Below are 18,564 nucleotides of genomic sequence, written 5' to 3'. Positions count from 1 at the left end.
CACCGATCGCCGATTCATTGGGCCCGATCGACTTTACCGCGGTGGTCATCACGTCGCCGATCCGCCGTTCAAGCGCCGCTGCGCCATCCGACTGCAGGCAGTGGATGACGTCGCGTTCGGAGAAGATCCCGACCACCTTGCCGCCATCGAGCACCGGCGCTGCGCCAATCCGCTTCTCCGCGAGCAGGGCCACAGCCTGGGCCACGGTAGAGTCGGGGGTCAGCGACTGTATGTCGCCCTTATCCTTCAGGATCGCCGCGATCGTCATCTTCGCCTCTCCTCAACTGTGTCTGTTGCGCCTGGCTTGAGGAAACCATGTTTGCGCGGCAATGTGAAGCGATGACCGATCGACTGCCTGAACCGCCGGCCGGGTTGGACGACCCGCATTACGCTGCATTCGCGTGGGCACGGTTTCGCGGGATCATGGCGTGGATGGTGCTGGCGGCGGCAATATGCGTCGCGGCGATCATTGCGGCGATGGCGCATGTGCAAGGGCCGCTGCATCTGGTGACGATGCTAGCGGTGATGGGCGGGGTCGGCGGATCGGTGATGATGGCCGGACTGTTGATGGGGCTCGCATTCCTCAGTTCAGGAAGCGGGCATGACGAGGACGTGACGCGGCTCGATTGAGCGGGCGGCGAGCATAATGTCGGGCATGAGAAAGGCCGGTGTCGCGTGAAGCGGCACCGGCCTTTTCAAGTCGTAGCGTCATCCCGGAAAGGTCCGGGATACGACTTCAGCCTGCGACTTCGTCCGGTACCGCACGAACGCGGCGACGGCGGGGCTTTTCTTCGGGCGTGGCATCTGCGGCGGGGGCGTCCGTCGCCAGTGCTGGCGCTGGTGCCGGCGTTATTGCCGAGATGCCGAGCGATGGCGGCAGGCGATCCGCGTCGAATGCGGTCGGTGCTGCGTCGTCCTGCACGACAGGTGCGTCGAGGCTGCGATCGCGGCGCGGGCGACCGCGACGGCGGGGCTGCTCCTCGGTCGCGGCGACCGGCATCGCCGTCTCGACGGTTTCGGTTGGCCGAGCCGCCTGCTCGGGGGCTTCGGTTACCGAACGGACCGCATCGGCTTCTGAGTCCTGGTTGGCGTTGGCGACCGGTGCGCTCACGCGAGGCGTGCGGCGGATCGTCTCGCGCTGCGGCGCATCGCGGTAATCGCTGCGGGGCTCGCGGACCTGCTCGTCACGGGGCTGAGTCTCGCGTGCCTGTGCCTCACGCGACTGGGCCTCGCGTGCCTGATCCTGCTCTTCGCCGTTGCGGTCGTCGCGGGGCTGGGCATCACGCGACTGGGCATCACGCGGCTGGGCGTTGCGCTGGTTGCGCGGATTGTCGCCACGGACGCGATCTTCGCGCTGACCGTCATTACGCGGCTGAGCCTCGTTGCGCTGACCCTCATTACGGGGGCCGTCGTTACGCTGGCCTTCGTAGCGGTTGTTCTCGTACCGCGGACGCTCTTCGCGCTGCGGACGATCCTCACGCTGAGGGCGGTCCTCGCGGTTCTGGCCCTCACGATTCTGACGGGGCGCGTTCTGGTACTGGCCGTTCTGCTGGCCACCGTTCTGTTGCTCGGACGAAACCTGTGCGCCCTGCTGCTCGCCGGAGCGGATCGGTTCGCCCTCGTCGCCGTAATCGTCGTCACCATCGAGATCGAACGGCTGCTGGCGGCGCGGCTGCTGCTGCGCCTGCGGCTGGCTCTCTTCGAAGCGGGCGCGGGTTTCGCTCAGAACGCGGAAGTAATGGTCCGCGAACTGGAGGTAATATTCGATGTTTACGCGGTCGCCCTGCTGCTGCGCGTCGCGTGCGAGGTTCTTGTACTTCTCGTACAGCTGGCTCGCGTTGCCGCGCGCGCGGCTGTCGATGCGGTTGCCGGTATCGCGACCACCCTGGCCGCCGCCGCCGCCACCCTGGCGTTGACCGCCACCACTACCGCCGCCGCCATTATTATTGTTGCCACGACCGCGACGGCGGCCGGCTTGCCGGTTGTTGATCAAGCTTGTGTCCTCAGTCGTCGAACCAAAATCTGGTCGTGCTCCGAAATGCGGTGCAAACCCCCGTCGCGCACCGACGATCTAGACGAGATCGGTACGTCGAACTTGCCAGGGCCGCCGGACTGCAGCGACCTCAAAGCGAAGGATGCGGGTCATCGCTCTAAACCGACCAATCGTCGAGAGTGCGTGCCCCTGCCCGCGTGATAGCGTCCGCAAGGGACCTACTACAAGCGAAATGTGAGGTTTAGCGCCATATTGTTCAAGTCGCGGGGGCGTGGGTTGCCACTAACGCACGCGCGTTGCCGCCATAGTCGTGGTGGAGCGCGACGTGCAGGCCCTGCGCTTCGAGCAGCGCGGTGACGGGGAGAGCCTGCGTCGAGCCGATCTCGATCACCGCCGCGCCGCCGGGGGCGATCAGTGCGGGGAGCTGTTCGGCGAGGATCCGGTAGTCGTCTAGCCCGTCCGCGCCGGCGAACAGCGCGGCGTGGGGTTCGTGGTCGTGGACTTCGGGCGGGAGGCGTTCGTCGGTGGCGATGTAGGGGGGGTTGGCGAGGATCAGGTCGAACTGGCCGACGATCGCGCTGGCCCAGCTGCCGCGGATGAAGTGCGCGCGGTCGGCCATGCCGAGGGTTGCGGCGTTGGCGCGGGCGTAGGCGAGCGCTTGGGGGGAATAGTCTACGCCGAGGCCTACTGCGGGCCATTCGTCGAGCGCGGCGAGAAGTAGGGTGCCGGGGCCGGTGCCAAGGTCGAGCACAGTCGCGGGGGCTCGACCGGCAAAGTGCGCCTGGGCCGCGATCAGGAGTGTTTCGCTGTCGGCGCGGGGGACGAGTGCGCCGGGGCCGACGGCGAGGTCGATCGACCAGAAGCCGCGGGTGCCGGTTATGTAGGCGATTGGCTCGTGGCGGAGACGGCGTTCGACGAGCGCGGCGAAGGCGTCGGGGACGGCGTAGCGATCCGGGTCGAGGAGGATCGCGTTGCGCTCGACGCCGAGCGCGTGCGCCATGAGCAGTTCCGCGTCGAGGCGGGGGGTGGCGGAGAACGCGAACTGCGCGGCGGCGGTGGCGATCGCCGCACTCACTGCTCCCCTTCCGCTTGCGGGAGGGGTCGGGGGAGGGGCTGTCACCGAGCGATGCCCTTAGCGGGAAGCCCCTCCCCTAACCCCTCCCGCAAGCGGGAGGGGAATGCCGTTGCGGCTAGGGAACGCTCAGCCATCCAGCTGCGCCAGGCGGTCCGCTTCATCCTGCGCGACCAGCGCGCCGATCAGTTCGTCCATCTCGCCCGCGACGATCTCCGGCAGGCGGTGCAGCGTCAGGTTGATGCGGTGATCGGTCACGCGACCCTGCGGGAAATTATACGTCCGGATCCGCTCCGAACGATCCCCCGAGCCGACCATCGACTTCCGCGCGCCCGCCCGCTCGGCGTGCAGCCGGTCGCGCTCGGCTTCGTAGAGGCGTGTCCTGAGCACGCGCAGCGCCTTCGCCTTGTTCTTGTGCTGCGACTTCTCGTCCTGCTGGATCACCGTCAGCCCGGTTGGGATGTGGACGATCCGCACCGCGGAGTCCGTCGTGTTGACCGACTGCCCGCCCGGTCCCGACGAGCGATAGACGTCGATGCGCAGGTCCTTGTCGTCGATCTTGACGTCGACCTCCTCCGCCTCGGGCAGCACCGCGACGGTCGCCGCCGAGGTGTGGATTCGCCCGCCCGCTTCGGTCGTCGGCACGCGCTGGACGCGGTGCACGCCGCTCTCGAACTTGAGTTTGGCGAACACGCCCTGGCCCGTGACGCTGGCGACGACTTCCTTGAAACCGCCCGCGTCGGATGACGATCCGGAAATCATCTCGACCCGCCAGCCCTGCGATTCGGCATAGCGCTGGTACATGCGGAACAGGTCGCCCGCGAACAGCGCCGCCTCGTCGCCACCGGTGCCGGCGCGGACCTCGAGCATCGCCGAGCGCTCGTCGGCGGAATCGCGCGGCAACAGCGAGAGCGCGAGTTTGCGATCGGCGGTCTCGAGCAACGTGCGGTTCTCGTGCAGCTCGTCCGACGCCATCGCGCGCAGTTCGTCGTCGGCATCCTCGGCCATGAACGCGAGGCTTTCGGCCTCCTGCCGCAACCGGCGCACTTCGGTGGCGGCTTGGGCGACGGGTTCGAGCTCGGCATATTCCTTCGAAACCGCGACGAAGCGGTCCGAGGGAAGGTCGCCGGTCGACATCAGGGCCTGGAGCTCGTCACGCCGCGCCTCGATCGCGCGGATTCGGTCGGGGGAGATCTGGGTCATGAAATCCTCCCCGGCACGGGGAGGGGGACCGCCCGAAGGGGGGTGGAGGGGGCGGGCCGCAGGTGTTGCGCGACGTGGAAGCCCCCCTCCGTCAGTGCCGCGCACTGCCACCTCCCCGTGCCGGGGAGGATTTGCGAATGATCCGTCACAACAGCAGCGTCTTCAATTGGGCCTCAAGCCCTTCGGTTTCCGACCCGAGCATCTTCAACTTTCGAATGACTTCGCCGTCGATACGACGAACGCTCGCGATCGCCTGCGGGGCTGCCTTGACGGCCTTGTCGAAGCGTTTTTTCGGCGAACCGGAAGCAACCAGATCGGCAGAGACTCCATTTCGCCGGAGGTCGGAAATCAGGGCGATCGCATCGAGACTCGCGTCGTCGTCCTCTGCAACGACGATGACTTGGGCACGCTGCTCAGTCGGTTCTTCCAGCAGCATAGCGAGACGCTCGACACCCGCAGCCCAGCCAACGCCTGCCGTCTCGGGCCCACCAAGCGACCCGATCAGCCCGTCATAGCGTCCGCCCGCCAGCACCGTCCCCTGCGAGCCCAGCCGATCGGTCACGAACTCGAACGCGGTGTGGCGGTAGTAATCGAGGCCGCGGACCAGCCGCGCGTTGCGCTCCCACGCGACACCCGCGGCGTCGAGCCCGGCGGTCACCGCCTCGAAGAACGCGCGCGCCTCGGGGGTCAGATACGCGTCGATGTCCGGCGCGCTGTCGGCGATCGGGCGGTCGCGCGGGTCCTTCGAGTCGAGGATCCGCATCGGGTTCTTATCGAGCCGGGTCAGGCTGTCCTCGGACAACTCTCCGCGGTGCGCCTCGAAATGCGCGACCAGCGCCTCGCGCCACGCGTCGCGCGTCGCCGCGTCGCCCAGCGTGTTGAGCTGCAACGTCACGCCCTCGGAAATGCCGAGTTCGCGCAGCAGCTGATCCGCGAGCACGAGCAGCTCGACGTCCGCCGCTGGTTCAGCCGCACCGATCACCTCGGCGTCGATCTGGTGGAACTGGCGAAAACGCCCCTTTTGCGGGCGTTCGTAGCGAAACACCGGGCCGCTGGTGGTGAGCTTCAGCGGCGCGAACTGCTGCCAGCCTTCGGTCAGGTAGGCGCGCGCAATGCCGGCAGTGAACTCCGGGCGGAGCGTCAGCGAATCCCCGCCGCGATCCTCGAACGTGTACATCTCCTTCGACACGACATCGGTCGTCTCGCCGAGCGAGCGCGCGAACACCGCCGTCGACTCGAACACCGGGATATCAACGCGCTGGAAGCAATACAGCGCCCGCACCCGCTCGAACGTGGCGAGGACGTGCGCAAACCGGCGCTGTTCGTCGCCGAAAATGTCCTGGGTGCCACGAATGCGGCGCGGGGTTTCTGTCTTGGCCATGATGCGCGCGTATCTAGGCGACGTGCCTGCGAAGCGCTAGCGCTGTGGCATGAACGACAAACCCAGATATTGGGGCCTCGGCCAACGCGTTGCCCCGCCGCGCTTCATCCTGTTCGTGCTGGTCTTCGCGATCGGGCTCGCCACGCTGATCCCGCGATTCGGGCTCGGGCGGGGCACGATGGCGGCGTTCGACGTCGCTGCGGTGGTGTTCCTGATCGCGGTCTCGACGCTTTTCCGCAACGCCACCGCGGCACGGATGCGCCGCGCAGCGGAAGAGAACGACGCCAACCGCGCAGTGCTGCTCGGATTCAGCGGAACGATCATGCTGGTCATCCTGGTCGCGGTCGCCAAGGAATTGCAGGGCAAGAACGACGCGGTCGGGATCGCGTTGACGATCTCGACGCTGGCGCTCGCGTGGCTGTTCTCGAACATGATCTACACGCTGCATTATGCGCATCTCTATTATGTCGACGATCCGGACGGGAAAGACGCCAAGGGTCTGGATTTCCCAAGCTGCGACGAACCCGATTACTGGGACTTCGCCTATTTCGCGTTCACGCTGGGAATGACGTTTCAAACCTCCGACGTCGAGATCACCTCGCGCCGGGTGCGGAAAGCCGCGCTCGGCCAGTGCATGGCGGCGTTCGTGTTCAACATCGGTGTGCTCGCGTTCACGATCAACGTGCTCGGGAGTGGTTGAGCAGTCCCGGTAAAGGACTGGACGACTGCCCTTTATCGCGATTACACCTCGGGTCATCGTCTCTCAGCCGGAAGGCCCTTCCTTGATCCGCAAGCTTCTCGTCGCGTCCCTGCTCGCATCCGCCGTACCCGCCTTCGCGCAAGTCCCCGCCGGCAACACCGCACCGCAACCGGTGCCATTCGTCGATACGATCCCCGACGCAGTCGACACGCCCTACCCCGGCACGTTGCTGCTCGATGTCGACGCTACCGATACCGAACGCGGCATCTTCCGCGTCAAGCAGACCATCCCGGTCGCCAAGTCCGGTCCGATGGCGCTGCTCTATCCGAAGTGGCTGCCCGGCGCGCATTCCCCGCGCGGCGAGATCGAGAAGCTTGCCGGCCTGGTGATCCGCGCGAACGGGAAGATCGTCCCCTGGACGCGCGATCCGGTCGATGTCTTCGCGTTCCACATCGACGTGCCGACCGGCGCGAAGTCGGTAGTGGCCGAGTTCCAGTTCATCTCCGCGACCAAGGGCGACCAGGGCCGCATCGTCATGACGCCGACGATGATCAGCCTCGAACCGAACCTCGTCAGCCTGTACCCGGCGGGCTATTTCACGCGCCAGATTCCGATCAAGATGACCGCGACCTATCCGGCCGGCTGGACCGCGGCGGGCGCGGTGCCGGCCAAGGTGTCCGGCTCGACCTACAGCTACGACACGACCAACTACGAGATCCTGGTCGATTCGCCGACGCTCGCGGGCAAGTACGGCAAGGTCTGGCCGCTCTCCCCCCGCGTCGATCTCAACGTGTTCGCCGACAGCCCCGATCAGCTCGCCGCCAAGCCCGAACAGATCGACGCGCACAAGCGGCTCGTCGACCAGGCGGTGAAGACGTTCGGCGCGCAGCATTACGATCATTACGAATTCCTGCTGTCGATCACCGATCAGCTCGGCGGGATCGGCCTGGAGCATCATCGCAGTTCCGAGAACGGCGTTCGCCCGGGCTATTTCACCGAATGGGAAACCGGCGCCGCCGCCCGTAACCTGCTCCCGCACGAATACACGCACAGCTGGGACGGCAAGTTCCGCCGCGGCGCCGACCTGTGGACGCCGGACTTCCGCACGCCGATGCGCGATTCGCTGCTGTGGGTATATGAAGGCCAGACGCAGTTCTGGGGCTATGTGCTCCAGGCGCGCTCGGGTCTGGTCAGCAAGCAGGACACGCTCGACGGTTACGCCTCGATCCTCGGCAATTACGACACCGCGCCCGGCCGCCAGTGGCGCAACCTGATCGACACGACCAACGATCCGGTGATCTCGGCGCGCAAGCCGAAGGGCTGGACCAGCTGGCAGCGCTCGGAGGATTACTACAACGAGGGCCTGATGGTCTGGATGGAAGTCGACGCGATGCTCCGCCAGAAGTCGAACGGCACCAAGTCGATCGACGATTTCGCCAAGGCCTTCTTCGGCGTCCGGGACGGTGATTACGGCGAACTCACCTATACCTTCGCCGATGTCGCGAGGACGTTGAACGGCATCGTCCCGTATGACTGGGCGACGTTCCTCAACACCCGCCTGACCGAGACAGGCAAGCCTGCCCCGATCAACGGCTTCGCGATGAACGGCTACAAGCTGGTCCACGGTCCGGAACAGAGCCCATATCTGAAGCAGGCCGAGAAGACGCGCGGCACCGATGTCAGCTATTCGCTTGGGCTGGTGATCAACAAGGAGGGCGTGGTCACGTCGTCGATCTGGGACAGCCCCGCGTTCAAGGCAGGGCTCGACGTCGGCACCGAGATCGAGGCGGTCAACAGCGAGGCCTATTCGTCCGATCGGATAAAGGCGGCGATCCTCGCAGCGAAGGGCACCAAGCTTCCGATCCGCCTTACGGTGAAGAACAACGACCGTTTCCGTGATATCTCGCTCGATTACCACGACGGCCCGCGCTATCCGCGCCTCCAGAAGGTCGGTAAAGGTGACGGTGGGCTGGACAAGCTGCTGACGCCGCGCTGACCAGCAACTGCTTTACCGGTGCCGGCCGCTTCCCAGTCGAGAAGCGCCGGCACCGTCATATTCTGAAAGGACCGCCATGCGTATCGATCTCATCCCGACCGGCAAGAACCCGCCCGAGGACCTGAACGTCATCATCGAAGTGCCTACCGGTGGCGAGCCCGTGAAGTACGAGTTCGACAAGGCGTCGGGCGCGCTGTTCGTCGATCGCATCCTGCACACGCCGATGCGGTATCCGGCGAACTACGGCTTCGTGCCGCATACGCTGAGCCCGGACGGCGATCCGCTTGACGCGCTGGTAATCGCACGCTCGCCGTTCATCCCGGGCTGCGTCGTCCGCGCACGCCCGATCGCCGTGCTGAACCTCGAAGACGAAGCCGGCGGCGACGAGAAACTCGTTTGCGTCCCCGTCGACGCCGTGTTCCCGTATTACGCCAATATCGGCGAGCGCGGCGACATGCCCGAGATCGTGTTCGAGCAGATCGAGCATTTCTTCACCCACTACAAGGACCTCGAGAAGACGAAGTGGGTCCGCGTCGGCAAGTGGGGCGACGCCGAAGAAGCCAAGCGCGTCACGATCGAGGCGATCGAGCGCTACAACGCCGAGAAGGCCAAGGGCGAAGAGCCGATGAACGCGGACGACACCGCAGGACGCTGATAGCATGACGACGGCGTCTCGTCCGTTCGACGGCATCCGCGTCCGCGCGGCGCAGATCGGACTGTACGAGACGCCGATCCTGCACGGACGGCTGGCCGATGCCGCCGCCCTAACCGCGGCATTGCGCACCGCGATCCTTGATCGCTACGCCGACGCCCCCAGCTTGGCTCGATCGAATGTCGGTGGCTGGCATTCCGCCACCAACATGCTCGACTGGGGCGGGCCGGCGGCGGCGGCGCTCGCCGATACCGCGGTCAAGATGGCGAAACGCGCGTCGCATTTCGATGGGCGCGATGCGGCGACGGTCGAGTGGACCGTCAAGATGTGGGCGAACGTGTCGCCGCCCGGCGCGCTCAACATGAGCCACGCGCATCCCGGGGTGCTGTGGGCCGCGGTCTATTACGTCCACATGGGCGTAGCACCGGCGTCCGGTGAGGCAGGCGGCGAGCTCTTCTTCGAGGACCCGCGCTTTCCGGTGCCGTTCATGCGGCTGCCGGGGTTTCGCCTCGTCGGGATCGACGGCCAGCCGCAACCGGTCGAGCGTCGCCTGCCGACCGAAGCCGGCGACCTGGTCCTCTTCCCCGCCTGGCTCCGCCACGGCGTCCGCCCGCACTTGGGAACAGGCGACCGCATCTCGATCGCAATGAATATCGACGTAAAGGGCTAGGCCCCCCGTTGGCGACGCCTAGTCTTCTCCCCTCCCTGGAAGGGAGGGGTTGGGGGTGGGTCGGCTTCCGCATTCGCGACCGTGGTGAGTGAGCGGCCAAAACTGGCCAACCCACCCCCAGCCCCTCCCTTTCAGGGAGGGGGGCCAGTTAGCGCTCCGACCTACCGGCCCGCCAGCTTCACCAAAGCATCCCCCGACATCCGCTGGATCGTCCAGCCCTCCATCCCGACCGCACCAACCTTCCGATAAAACGCAATTGCATCGGCGTTCCAGTCGAGCACCGACCATTCGAACCGCGCGCAGCCGCGATCAAGCGCGACACCCGCCAAATGCGCTAACAACGCACCGCCGACCCCCTGCCCGCGGGCTTCCGGCGTCACGTAGAGATCCTCGAGATACAGCCCGCGCTTGCCGGTCCAGGTCGAGAAATTGTGGAAGAACAGCGCGAACCCGAGCGGGCCTTGCTCGGTCTCCGCGATCACGGCCTCCGCCGCAGGCCGCTCCCCGAACAGCGCCTCTTCCAGCATCGCTTCGGTCGCCTCGACCGCATCCGGCTCGCGCTCGAACGTGGCGAGTTCGCGAACGAAGCGCAGGATCGTGCCGACATCGGCAGCGGTGGCGGAACGGATGACGGTCATGCACTAGCCTCGATAGAAGTTTGCGCGATGTCACGCCGCCGCGCCGCGTACAGGCACGCGACGACGATGATCGCCGCGCCCGCCAGCGTAAACGCCGATACCCGCTCGCCGAACACCAGGAAACCCAAGCCGGCAGCATAGACGAACGACGTATATTCGGTGGTCGCCAGGAACCCGGTATCGCCGTGCGCATAGGCCCAGCCGAGCAGCCACAGCGACGCGGTCGCGAGCCCGGCGGCGAGAATGAGCTTGGGCCACTGCGCCGCTTCGGGCACCACCACCAGCCAAGGCGCGGCGAGCGCCAGCGTCGCAGTGATGACGAGCGCCTGGAAGAACGCGATCTCCCCCGGCCGCGCCGCCTGGCTCTGCATCCGCGCGATCACGAGGTTCACCGCGTACAGCACCGCGGATCCGAGGATGGCGAGCGTCCCGTGGAACGTCTCGGGGCCTGGCACCTCGCGTCCCTGCCCGATCATCACCACCAGCACGCCACCCAGCGCGGCGATCGAGGCGACGAACGTCTTCCACCCGACGCGCTCGCCGAGCGTAGCCGCCGCGAGCAGCAGCGCGAGAATTGGCGCGATGTAGGTCAGCGAAATCGCTTGCGCCATCGGCACCCGCGCGAGCCCCCAGAAGAACAGCACCGCCATCGCCGTAGTGACGAGCCCGCGCGCCAGATGCAGCTTCAGCGCGCGCCCGCTAGGCCGGCCGCTCTTCCCGAGCTTCCACGCGACCGCGCCGAGACCGACGCTGATCATCTGCCGCCAGAGCAGCGCGTTATAGACACCGATCGCCAGGACGAGCGACTTCATCACCGCATCCATCATGGAAAACAGTCCGATGCCCAGCGCGGCGATTGCGAAGGCCAATGCTGGGGAAACGACGCGGTTCGTCACCGAACTAGACCGCATCGTGAACGGTCAATGTTCGGATCATCCTCATGCGGTCCGCTTAACCCGCATCCTATCGCGACGCCATCGCCGGTGCTGGAATTGCCGTTGCGGACGTCGACGGTTTGATAAAGCGGTGTCCAAGGTGCTGTTCCCCCGCGAACGCGGGGGTCCAGGACCACGAACGCTATCGCCGGTAACCCTGGACTCCCGCTTTCGCGGGAGTACGGCAAGAGGATGCGCGCATCACGCCGTCCTCCTCACAGAAGTCAGAGTTAGTGAAAGGCGCGCGTAAGCAGCTAACCGCTGAAACCTATTCCGCCGCCATCTCCGGTACCAAGGCCGCGATAGCCGCATCCGCCGCGTCGATTTCCGCGGCTTTCGCCTCGACCAGCCGGACGATGTGGTCGACCATGTCGGCGTCCTGGACATGGTGGTCGGTGACGCCCGACAGATACACCATGTGCTTACCGTTGCCGCCGCCGGTGATCCCGATGTCGGTCTCGCGCGCTTCGCCCGGCCCGTTCACGACGCAGCCGAGCACCGACAAGGACATCGGCGTACGGATGTGCTGCAACCGCTCCTCGAGCGCCTGCACGGTGCGGATCACGTCGAAACCCTGGCGCGCGCACGACGGGCACGACACGACGCGGACGCCGCGGTTGCGGATACCGAGCGCTTTCAGGATCTCGAAGCCGACGCGGACCTCCTCCTCGGGCTCCGCCGACAGCGAAACACGAATGGTGTCGCCGATGCCGTACCAGAGCAAACTCCCCATCCCGATCGCCGACTTGACCGTGCCGCCAACGAACCCGCCCGCCTCGGTGATGCCGAGATGCAGCGGGCAATCGACCTGTTCGGCAAGCTGCTGGTACGCCGCCACCGCGAGGAACAGGTCGGAGGCCTTCACCGCGACCTTGAACTCGTGAAAATCATGGTCCTGCAACAGCTTGATATGATCGAGCGCCGACTCGACCAGCGCATCGGGGCAAGGCTCGCCGTATTTCTCGAGCAGATGCCGCTCGAGCGAGCCGCCGTTGACGCCGATACGAATCGCGCAGCCGTTGGACTTGGCCGCGTCGACGACCTCCTTCACGCGCGCCGCCGAGCCGATATTGCCCGGGTTGATGCGCAGGCACGCCGCGCCGGCGTCCGCCGCTTCGAGCGCACGCTTGTAGTGGAAGTGGATGTCCGCGACGATCGGCACGCGGCTGGCGCGGACGATCTGCTTGAGCGCAGTGGTCGATTCGACGTCGGGGCAGCTCACGCGGATGATGTCGACGCCCGCGTCTTCGCAGCGGCGGATCTGGTCGACCGTCGCGCGCACGTCGTCGGTCGGGGTGTTGGTCATCGTCTGCACCGTGACCGGCGCGTCGCCGCCAACGGGGACGTTGCCGACCATGATCTGGCGGCTCTTGCGGCGGGTGATATCGCGCCAGGGACGAAGGGACATGGGGATTCCTCGGGAGTTCGAGGCCTATATAGCGACTTGCGCGCTGGAACGGAACATCGCTGGCCGGAGTAGCGATCGTCGGCCATAGCGGCGCACGGCTTTAGGAGCGAACGCGATGACCCTGTCCCTGTACGATGCGACGATTCCCTCGAACCTCCAGATTCTCCGCGCGGTCGACGCGCTGCTCGACAAGGCGGAAGCGTTCGCGGCCGAGAAGGGTATCGAACCCGCGACGCTGATCGATGCGAAGCTCGCCGACGACATGCTGCCGTTCGGCTACCAGGTGAAGGCGTGCGCTGGGCATTCGGTCGGCGGGATCGAAGGCGTCCGCGCCGGTACCTTCGCGCCAGATCGCTCGGCCTGGCCGACGGATTTCGCGGGTCTCCACAAGGTGATGCGCGACGCGATCGCCACGCTGGAGGGGATCGACCGGGAGACGTTCGACGCGCTCGCCGACAACGACACGACATTCGAGTTCGGCACGTTCGTCATGCCGTTCACCGGCGCGAACTTCCTGCTCTCGTTCTCACAACCCAACTTCTACTTTCATGCCAGCACGGCCTACGCGATCCTGCGCGCGCAGGGCGTGCCGATCGGCAAGCGCGACTTCATGGGCACGCCGCGCATGAAAGCATGATCCGGCGCGGGGAACGCCTCAGCCGTCGCACGCTTGCCGCACCGCTCCCCGCCCCGTAGGGCCGCGCGATGACGCGGCATTTCGGCATGGACTGGCTGCGGATCGGTGCGTTCGCGCTGCTGATCCTCTACCATATCGGCATGGTCTTCGTGCCGTGGAACTTCCACGTGAAGTCGCTTCATGTCGAGGACTGGGTGCGGCTGCCGATGCTGGCGAGCAACGCGTGGCGGCTGACGCTGCTGTTCGTCGTCTCGGGCTATGCCAGCCGCGCGCTGCTCAACCGGTCGAGCGGTACAGGCGGATTCTTCGCCAACCGCTGCTACCGCCTGCTCGTACCGCTGTTGTTCGGCATGGCGGTGATCGTCCCGCCGCAACCCTGGGTCGAGCTGGTCACCAAGCATGCCTATGCCGGCAGCTATCTGACGTTCTGGAGCCACGACTATTTCCGCTTCGGCAAGCTCGCCGGGCTGTCGCTGCCGACGTGGAACCATCTGTGGTTCGTCGTCTATCTCTGGGTCTACACCACGACGCTCACGCTCGGCCTGATCGTTATTCGTGGCGATTGGCTGCAGCGGGTATTCGACCGGATCTTCGGCAGCTGGGCGGTGCTCGTCCTCCCCGTCGCGTGGCTCGTGTTCGTCCACGCCTGGTGGTTTCAGATGGCCGCCGAATCGCAAGCCCTGTTCGGCGACTGGGTCGCGCACGTCACCTATTTCCCTGCCTTCCTGTTCGGCTTCGGCTTCGCCCGCTCAGAGCCCGCGATGGCGGCGATCGCGCGCTGGTGGAAGGTCGGCGCGGTCGCCGCGGTGCTCGGCTATGGCGCGATCATCGGCGTCGAGCTGGAATGGCCGGGCGACATCGTCGCGCCGCGCTGGATCTACCCCGGCTACGGCGTCGCGCACGCGCTCGAGCAATGGGGGGCGATCGTCGCGCTGATCGGGATCGCCGAGCGCCACTGGAACCGCGACCATCGCTGGCGCCGCACACTGACCGAGGCGGTGTTCCCGTTCTACCTGATCCATCAGACGATCATCGTCCTCGTGATGTACGCGCTGCTCCCCGCCGGCCTGCCGGGCTGGGCGGAGTTCGCGTGCCTGCTCGCCGCGACGACGATCGGCTGCATCGGCTTCTACTGGATCGGCCGCAGCATCGCGCCGCTCCGCCCCCTCATCGGCCTCCGCGCCCTACCCTCGAAAGACTCAGCATGACCTGGACCCTCGTCATCCACGGCGGCGCCGGCAAACTCGACAGCGAGATGGTCTCGCCCGAGCAGGATGCGGGCGCGCGAGCCGGCCTGTCGCGCGCGCTCGACGTCGGGTCGAAGGTGCTGGCGGACGGCGGCGGGGCACTCGATGCGGTGGAGGCGGCGGTGCGTGTGCTGGAGGACGACTCGCACTTCAACTCGGGACGCGGCGCGGTCTTCACGCATGACGGCACGCTGGAGCTCGACGCTGCGATCATGGACGGACGCACGCGGGCAGCCGGCGCTGTCGCCGCAGCCACCGCCACGCGCAACCCCGTCGGCCTAGCCCGCGCGATTCTCGACGATGGCCGCCACGTCTTCCTCGCCGGAAAGGGCGCGGATGCGTTCTCGCTCGAACGCGACCTTCCCCAGGCGGATGCCGCGTGGTTCGCCACCGACGAACGCCGCCGTCAGTTCGCCGAGTTCCAGGCCGATGGCGGAGGGTTCGACGTCGACATGAAGTACGGCACGGTCGGCGCAGTCGCCTGCGACACGCACGGCCATGTCGCCGCCGCCACCTCGACCGGCGGTGTCACCGGCAAGCGCTGGGGCCGGATCGGCGACACCCCGGTGATCGGCGCAGGCACGTTTGCAGACGATCGTGCGTGTGCCGTGTCCTGCACCGGCTCGGGCGAGTTCTTCCTCCGCGTCGGCGTCGGCCACGAGATCGCCGCGCGCGTCCGCCTGTCGGGCGAGCCGCTGCAAGTCGCCGCCGACGCGGTGCTCGCCGAAGTTAAGGCGATTGGCGGCACCGGCGGGGTGATCGTCGCGGGGCCGGACGGCGACATGGCGTGGGGTTTCAACACCGTCGGCATGTACCGCGGACGCGCGTCCTCCGAGGGTAGCCGGACGGTCGCGATCTACGCTAACGAGCCGGCATGAAGCGCTTTCTCCTTGCCGCGATCGCCTCGCTCGGCCTCGCCTCCCCCGCCACCGCGTTCTGGGAGTACGGCCACCAGACCGTCGCGCAGATCGCCTATGCCAACGTCACGCCGAAAACCAAGGCGGCGATTCGGAAACTGCTTGCGCAACAGGCGTTGCTCGACACGCCGACCTGCCCCGCGGGTACGATCGAGGAGGCCAGCGTCTGGGCGGACTGCATCAAGCCGCTGAAGTTGAACGACGGATCGACGCGCTTCGGCTTCGCGTACAGCTGGCATTACCAGAACGTCGACATCTGCGCGCCGTTCGACCTGACGCCGGCGTGCAAGGAAGGCGATTGCGTCTCGTACCAGATCGACCGCGACGTGAAGATGCTCCGCGACAAGTCGACGCTGCCCCGCGACCGCGTCGTCGCGCTCGCGTTCCTGATCCACTTCGTCGGCGATCTCCACCAGCCGCTGCACGCTGGCGACCGCCACGACAAGGGCGGCAACGACGTGAAGGCCGACTACGGGATCTACGGCCCGGCGCGGTTCAACCTGCATTCGATCTGGGACGGCCCGTTGGCGGAGCGCGCGATCTCGACGCCGCCGTCGCTGGTAAGGCGGTATCCGGCGGCCGAGCGGGCGAAGATCGGGGCTGGGACGGTCGTCGACTGGAGCCGGCAGAGCTGGGAGGCCTCGCATGAGGCGTATGCGGCCGCGCTTGGCGGGGATGCGTGCGGTACCGTGCCTGCGCGCGTGAAGATGGACGACGCGACGATCGCCAAGATGGTGCCGGTGTCGCGAGAAGGGATCCGCCGCGGCGGTATTCGCCTGGCCAAGCTGCTCGACAAGGCTCTAGGCTAAACCGCTTACCCTCTCCCCGCCGGGGAGAGGGAGAGGCCCGCGGGCTCTTGCACGTGGGAGGGTGAGGGGCTTGAGGCTCGGGACACTTATCCCAAAGCCCCTCACCCTTCCGTCGCCAAGCGGCTCCTCCCTCCCTCTCCCCGGAGGGGAGAGGGACTGCCGCGACAAATCTTAGTTCAGCACCACCGTGACCGCACGACGGTTCGCCGCCCAGCTCTGATCGTCAGAGCCCATCGCCACCGGGCGCTCCTTGCCGTAGCTGATCGTCGTCATCCGCGACGACGACACGCCCTTTGCCGCCAGATAGTTCTTCGTCGCGTTCGCACGACGATCGCCCAGCGCGAGGTTATATTCGCGCGTGCCGCGCTCGTCGGCATGACCTTCGATCGTGATCCGCTGGTTGGGGAACTTGGCCAGCCACTGCGCCTGGCTGTCGAGGATCGCGCGGGCGGTCGGATCGATGTCGTACATGTCGAGCCCGAAATTCACCGTGTTCGAGCTGACCGAGCGCTGGAAGTCGGCATCCGACCCCGGCACGATCGCCCCGCCGACATTGCCGTTGTTCATCCCCGCATTGGGATCGACCGCAGCGTTGTTGTCGATGGGGGCGGGCGGCAGCACGGCGGGACGCTTCTTCGCGCAACCCGAAACAGCGATCAGCGCGGTACACGCGAGCAAGATGTTGGAAAGCTTCGACATAGATAGTCTCCCGTAGAAAATCACGTTTCCCCGTTATGCCCCCATAGCAGGTTCAGGGCCGCAAGGGGCCCCATGCCGGATCCGAGCCGTCCAGCGGCGTCGGGATTTTCCGCTCGTTCGCGCCGGTCAGGTCGACCGACCAGAGGTCGGCCTTGCCGCCGCTGCCGCGTCCCGAGCGATAGAAGTTGATCACGCGACCATTAGGCGACCAGCTCGGACCCTCGTCCTGCCAGTCGTTGGTCAGCAATTTCTCGCCGCCGCCGCTCGGGCTCATGATGCCGATCCGGAAGCCGCCGCCGAGCTTGGTGAACGCGATCAGGTCGCCACGCGGGCTCCACACCGGCGTCGCATAGCGCCCGCCGCCGAAACTGATCCGCTGCTGGTTCGAGCCGTCTGCGTTCATCACGTAGATCTGCTGCCCGCCCGAACGATCGCTCTCGAACACGATCTTCGAACCGTCCGGCGAATAGCTGCCGCCGGTATCGATCCCAGGCGAGTTGGTCAGCCGCTGCGGCGTGCCGCCCTGGCTGGACACGCGGTAGACGTCAGTATTGCCCGCCTGCGCCATCGAGAACAGGATGTTGCGGCCATCCGGCGAAAAGCGCGGCGCAAACGTCAGGTTCGCGTTCGCGACCACCAGGCGCTGCTTGCCCGAGCCGATGTCGTAGACATAGATCGCCGGGCGATTGTTGAGATAGCTCATATAGACGATCGACTGCTGGTTCGGCGCGAACCGCGGCGTCAGGACGATCGACTGGCCGTTGGTCAGGAAGCGGTGGTTGGCGCCATCCTGATCCATGATCGCGAGCCGCTTGATGCGGTGGCCCTTTGGTCCGGTCTCGGACACGTAGACGACGCGGCTGTCGAAATATGCGCCTTCGCCGGTCAGCCGGGTGTAGACCATGTCGGCGCATTTATGCCCTGCGCGACGCCAGTCCGACGGCGGCACGACGAACCCGGTGCGCGTCAGCTCGGCCTTGGACGACACGTCGTAGAGGTAGCAGCCGACCGTCAGGTTGCCGTCGCCATTGGCGCGAATGAAGCCCTGCACGAGTGCCTGCGCGCCGGTGCTGCCCCAGTAGTCGAACCCGGGTGCGGTGACTTCGGGGAAGGTGATCGGGCGGAGCTGGCCGGGGGAGAGCGGCGTGAACAGGCCGGAGTTGCGGAGGTCGTTGGTGACGATGTCGGCGAGCTGGCGACCGAGCACGTCGGTGGAGCCTGCTGGGGTGGAAACAACCGCGGCGGTCGGCATGACAGGGATCGCGATCGGCATCGGCGCGGAGATACCGCCGGTGACGTCGACCACGAGTCCGCCGGACTGATCGCCTGCGGGGGCTGGCGCGGCCGGATCGGCGGGGGCTTGTTGTGGCGCTGAAGCGGGCGCGTCCTGTGCATGCGCTGCACTGCCGGAGACGAACGCGAGCAGCCCAACCGAAGCGAGAACCGATCGAGCCTTACGCCCGCCAACCGCGAGCCCCACCCCGGCGAAGGCCGGGGCCCAGTTGGGGGACGCCGCTGAGGGAGCGTTGCTCATCGTTACATCGACCTTTCCAACTGGGCCCCGGCCTTCGCCGGGGTGGTTACCGTGCAATGGGTGGTCACCCGCG

The 18,564-nt window shown here is 66.6% G+C and carries 19 protein-coding genes (1 of these 19 running past the window's edge); 9 read left to right on the top strand and 10 right to left on the bottom strand.

The genetic code is table 11. From position 1 onward, the window contains the following. A protein-coding gene (locus E5673_RS03885; protein ID WP_136189012.1) for a CBS domain-containing protein crosses the window boundary here: on the bottom strand, window positions 1–268 show its 5' portion. It extends 158 nt beyond the left edge of the window; only the first 268 of its 426 coding nucleotides appear in the window; the start codon lies at window positions 266–268; its stop codon lies off the left edge, out of view. A gap of 71 nt (window positions 269–339) precedes the next feature. Here E5673_RS03885 and E5673_RS03880 point away from each other — a divergent pair, with 71 nt between their 5' ends. Continuing rightward, a complete protein-coding gene (locus E5673_RS03880; protein WP_247599559.1) occupies window positions 340–630 on the top strand; it encodes a hypothetical protein in 291 nt (96 codons plus the stop codon). A gap of 106 nt (window positions 631–736) precedes the next feature. Here E5673_RS03880 and E5673_RS03875 read toward each other — a convergent pair whose 3' ends face one another. The 4 genes from E5673_RS03875 to hisS form a co-directional block, all read right to left on the bottom strand. Beyond that, the gene (locus E5673_RS03875; protein ID WP_136189011.1) at window positions 737–1,993 is read right to left on the bottom strand and encodes a DUF4167 domain-containing protein; all 1,257 of its coding nucleotides are present in this window, start codon (window positions 1,991–1,993) and stop codon (window positions 737–739) included. A 256-nt stretch (window positions 1,994–2,249) separates the two neighbouring features. Then, complete coding sequence (prmC, locus tag E5673_RS03870) at window positions 2,250–3,068, bottom strand: peptide chain release factor N(5)-glutamine methyltransferase (protein ID WP_136189010.1); 819 nt, start codon at window positions 3,066–3,068, stop codon at window positions 2,250–2,252. Window positions 3,069–3,194: 126 nt separating this feature from the next. After that, on the bottom strand, window positions 3,195–4,268 hold the full coding sequence (prfA, locus tag E5673_RS03865) for a peptide chain release factor 1 (RefSeq protein ID WP_136189009.1): 1,074 nt from the start codon (window positions 4,266–4,268) through the stop codon (window positions 3,195–3,197). Between the two features lie 145 nt (window positions 4,269–4,413). After that, a complete protein-coding gene (gene hisS / locus E5673_RS03860; protein ID WP_136189008.1) occupies window positions 4,414–5,649 on the bottom strand; it encodes a histidine--tRNA ligase in 1,236 nt (411 codons plus the stop codon). Window positions 5,650–5,698: 49 nt separating this feature from the next. Here hisS and E5673_RS03855 point away from each other — a divergent pair, with 49 nt between their 5' ends. The 4 genes from E5673_RS03855 (at window position 5,699) to E5673_RS03840 (ending at window position 9,667) form a co-directional block, all read left to right on the top strand. Then, window positions 5,699–6,349 carry a DUF1345 domain-containing protein gene (locus E5673_RS03855; RefSeq protein ID WP_136189007.1) on the top strand — a complete coding sequence of 217 codons (651 nt, stop codon included), beginning with the start codon at window positions 5,699–5,701 and terminating at the stop codon, window positions 6,347–6,349. A gap of 82 nt (window positions 6,350–6,431) precedes the next feature. Next, the gene (locus E5673_RS03850; RefSeq protein WP_136189006.1) at window positions 6,432–8,345 is read left to right on the top strand and encodes a M61 family metallopeptidase; all 1,914 of its coding nucleotides are present in this window, start codon (window positions 6,432–6,434) and stop codon (window positions 8,343–8,345) included. Window positions 8,346–8,421: 76 nt separating this feature from the next. Then, entirely contained in the window at window positions 8,422–9,000 is a 579-nt protein-coding gene (gene ppa, locus E5673_RS03845) for an inorganic diphosphatase (RefSeq protein ID WP_056066165.1), read from the top strand. A gap of 4 nt (window positions 9,001–9,004) precedes the next feature. Further along, on the top strand, window positions 9,005–9,667 hold the full coding sequence (locus E5673_RS03840) for a TIGR02466 family protein (RefSeq protein WP_136189005.1): 663 nt from the start codon (window positions 9,005–9,007) through the stop codon (window positions 9,665–9,667). A gap of 161 nt (window positions 9,668–9,828) precedes the next feature. Here E5673_RS03840 and E5673_RS03835 read toward each other — a convergent pair whose 3' ends face one another. The 3 genes from E5673_RS03835 to ispG form a co-directional block, all read right to left on the bottom strand. Next, the gene (locus tag E5673_RS03835; RefSeq protein WP_136189004.1) at window positions 9,829–10,305 is read right to left on the bottom strand and encodes a GNAT family N-acetyltransferase; all 477 of its coding nucleotides are present in this window, start codon (window positions 10,303–10,305) and stop codon (window positions 9,829–9,831) included. After that, window positions 10,302–11,174, bottom strand: a complete 873-nt coding sequence (locus E5673_RS03830; protein ID WP_247599558.1) for a DMT family transporter — start codon at window positions 11,172–11,174, stop codon at window positions 10,302–10,304. Before E5673_RS03830 ends, E5673_RS03835 begins: the two co-directional genes overlap by 4 nt. Before the next feature lie 334 nt (window positions 11,175–11,508). After that, complete coding sequence (gene ispG / locus E5673_RS03825; protein ID WP_136189002.1) at window positions 11,509–12,648, bottom strand: flavodoxin-dependent (E)-4-hydroxy-3-methylbut-2-enyl-diphosphate synthase; 1,140 nt, start codon at window positions 12,646–12,648, stop codon at window positions 11,509–11,511. Between the two features lie 115 nt (window positions 12,649–12,763). Here ispG and E5673_RS03820 point away from each other — a divergent pair, with 115 nt between their 5' ends. The 4 genes from E5673_RS03820 (at window position 12,764) to E5673_RS03805 (ending at window position 16,258) form a co-directional block, all read left to right on the top strand. Further along, window positions 12,764–13,285, top strand: coding sequence for a DUF1993 domain-containing protein (locus E5673_RS03820; RefSeq protein ID WP_136189001.1), 522 nt, complete (start codon window positions 12,764–12,766; stop codon window positions 13,283–13,285). Between the two features lie 68 nt (window positions 13,286–13,353). Beyond that, the gene (locus E5673_RS03815) at window positions 13,354–14,493 is read left to right on the top strand and encodes an acyltransferase (protein WP_136189000.1); all 1,140 of its coding nucleotides are present in this window, start codon (window positions 13,354–13,356) and stop codon (window positions 14,491–14,493) included. Continuing rightward, window positions 14,490–15,410, top strand: a complete 921-nt coding sequence (locus tag E5673_RS03810; RefSeq protein ID WP_136188999.1) for an isoaspartyl peptidase/L-asparaginase — start codon at window positions 14,490–14,492, stop codon at window positions 15,408–15,410. Before E5673_RS03815 ends, E5673_RS03810 begins: the two co-directional genes overlap by 4 nt. Further along, window positions 15,407–16,258 carry a S1/P1 nuclease gene (locus E5673_RS03805; protein WP_136188998.1) on the top strand — a complete coding sequence of 284 codons (852 nt, stop codon included), beginning with the start codon at window positions 15,407–15,409 and terminating at the stop codon, window positions 16,256–16,258. The genes E5673_RS03810 and E5673_RS03805 overlap by 4 nt, the downstream gene beginning before the upstream one ends. A gap of 171 nt (window positions 16,259–16,429) precedes the next feature. Here the strand turns inward: E5673_RS03805 and pal are convergent, their stop codons facing one another. Together pal and tolB are read right to left on the bottom strand one after the other, a co-directional pair. Then, entirely contained in the window at window positions 16,430–16,957 is a 528-nt protein-coding gene (gene pal, locus E5673_RS03800; RefSeq protein ID WP_136188997.1) for a peptidoglycan-associated lipoprotein Pal, read from the bottom strand. A 52-nt stretch (window positions 16,958–17,009) separates the two neighbouring features. Further along, a complete protein-coding gene (gene tolB / locus E5673_RS03795; RefSeq protein WP_247599557.1) occupies window positions 17,010–18,491 on the bottom strand; it encodes a Tol-Pal system beta propeller repeat protein TolB in 1,482 nt (493 codons plus the stop codon). Between the last annotated feature and the right edge of the window lie 73 nt (window positions 18,492–18,564).

The organism is Sphingomonas sp. PAMC26645 (assembly GCF_004795835.1).
Classification (GTDB): domain Bacteria; phylum Pseudomonadota; class Alphaproteobacteria; order Sphingomonadales; family Sphingomonadaceae; genus Sphingomonas.
Note: the sequence above shows the minus strand (reverse complement) of the source record. Positions and strands in the feature narration are given on the sequence as shown.

Coding starts and splice junctions, on each gene's coding strand:
- E5673_RS03880 (WP_247599559.1), top strand. CDS start 340: ATGACCGATCGACTGCCTGAACCGCCGGCCGGGTTGGACGACCCGCAT.
- prfA (WP_136189009.1), bottom strand. CDS start 4,268: ATGACCCAGATCTCCCCCGACCGAATCCGCGCGATCGAGGCGCGGCGT.
- hisS (WP_136189008.1), bottom strand. CDS start 5,649: ATGGCCAAGACAGAAACCCCGCGCCGCATTCGTGGCACCCAGGACATT.
- E5673_RS03855 (WP_136189007.1), top strand. CDS start 5,699: ATGAACGACAAACCCAGATATTGGGGCCTCGGCCAACGCGTTGCCCCG.
- ppa (WP_056066165.1), top strand. CDS start 8,422: ATGCGTATCGATCTCATCCCGACCGGCAAGAACCCGCCCGAGGACCTG.
- E5673_RS03840 (WP_136189005.1), top strand. CDS start 9,005: ATGACGACGGCGTCTCGTCCGTTCGACGGCATCCGCGTCCGCGCGGCG.
- E5673_RS03835 (WP_136189004.1), bottom strand. CDS start 10,305: ATGACCGTCATCCGTTCCGCCACCGCTGCCGATGTCGGCACGATCCTG.
- ispG (WP_136189002.1), bottom strand. CDS start 12,648: ATGTCCCTTCGTCCCTGGCGCGATATCACCCGCCGCAAGAGCCGCCAG.
- E5673_RS03820 (WP_136189001.1), top strand. CDS start 12,764: ATGACCCTGTCCCTGTACGATGCGACGATTCCCTCGAACCTCCAGATT.
- E5673_RS03815 (WP_136189000.1), top strand. CDS start 13,354: ATGACGCGGCATTTCGGCATGGACTGGCTGCGGATCGGTGCGTTCGCG.
- E5673_RS03810 (WP_136188999.1), top strand. CDS start 14,490: ATGACCTGGACCCTCGTCATCCACGGCGGCGCCGGCAAACTCGACAGC.
- E5673_RS03805 (WP_136188998.1), top strand. CDS start 15,407: ATGAAGCGCTTTCTCCTTGCCGCGATCGCCTCGCTCGGCCTCGCCTCC.
- pal (WP_136188997.1), bottom strand. CDS start 16,957: ATGTCGAAGCTTTCCAACATCTTGCTCGCGTGTACCGCGCTGATCGCT.
- tolB (WP_247599557.1), bottom strand. CDS start 18,491: ATGAGCAACGCTCCCTCAGCGGCGTCCCCCAACTGGGCCCCGGCCTTC.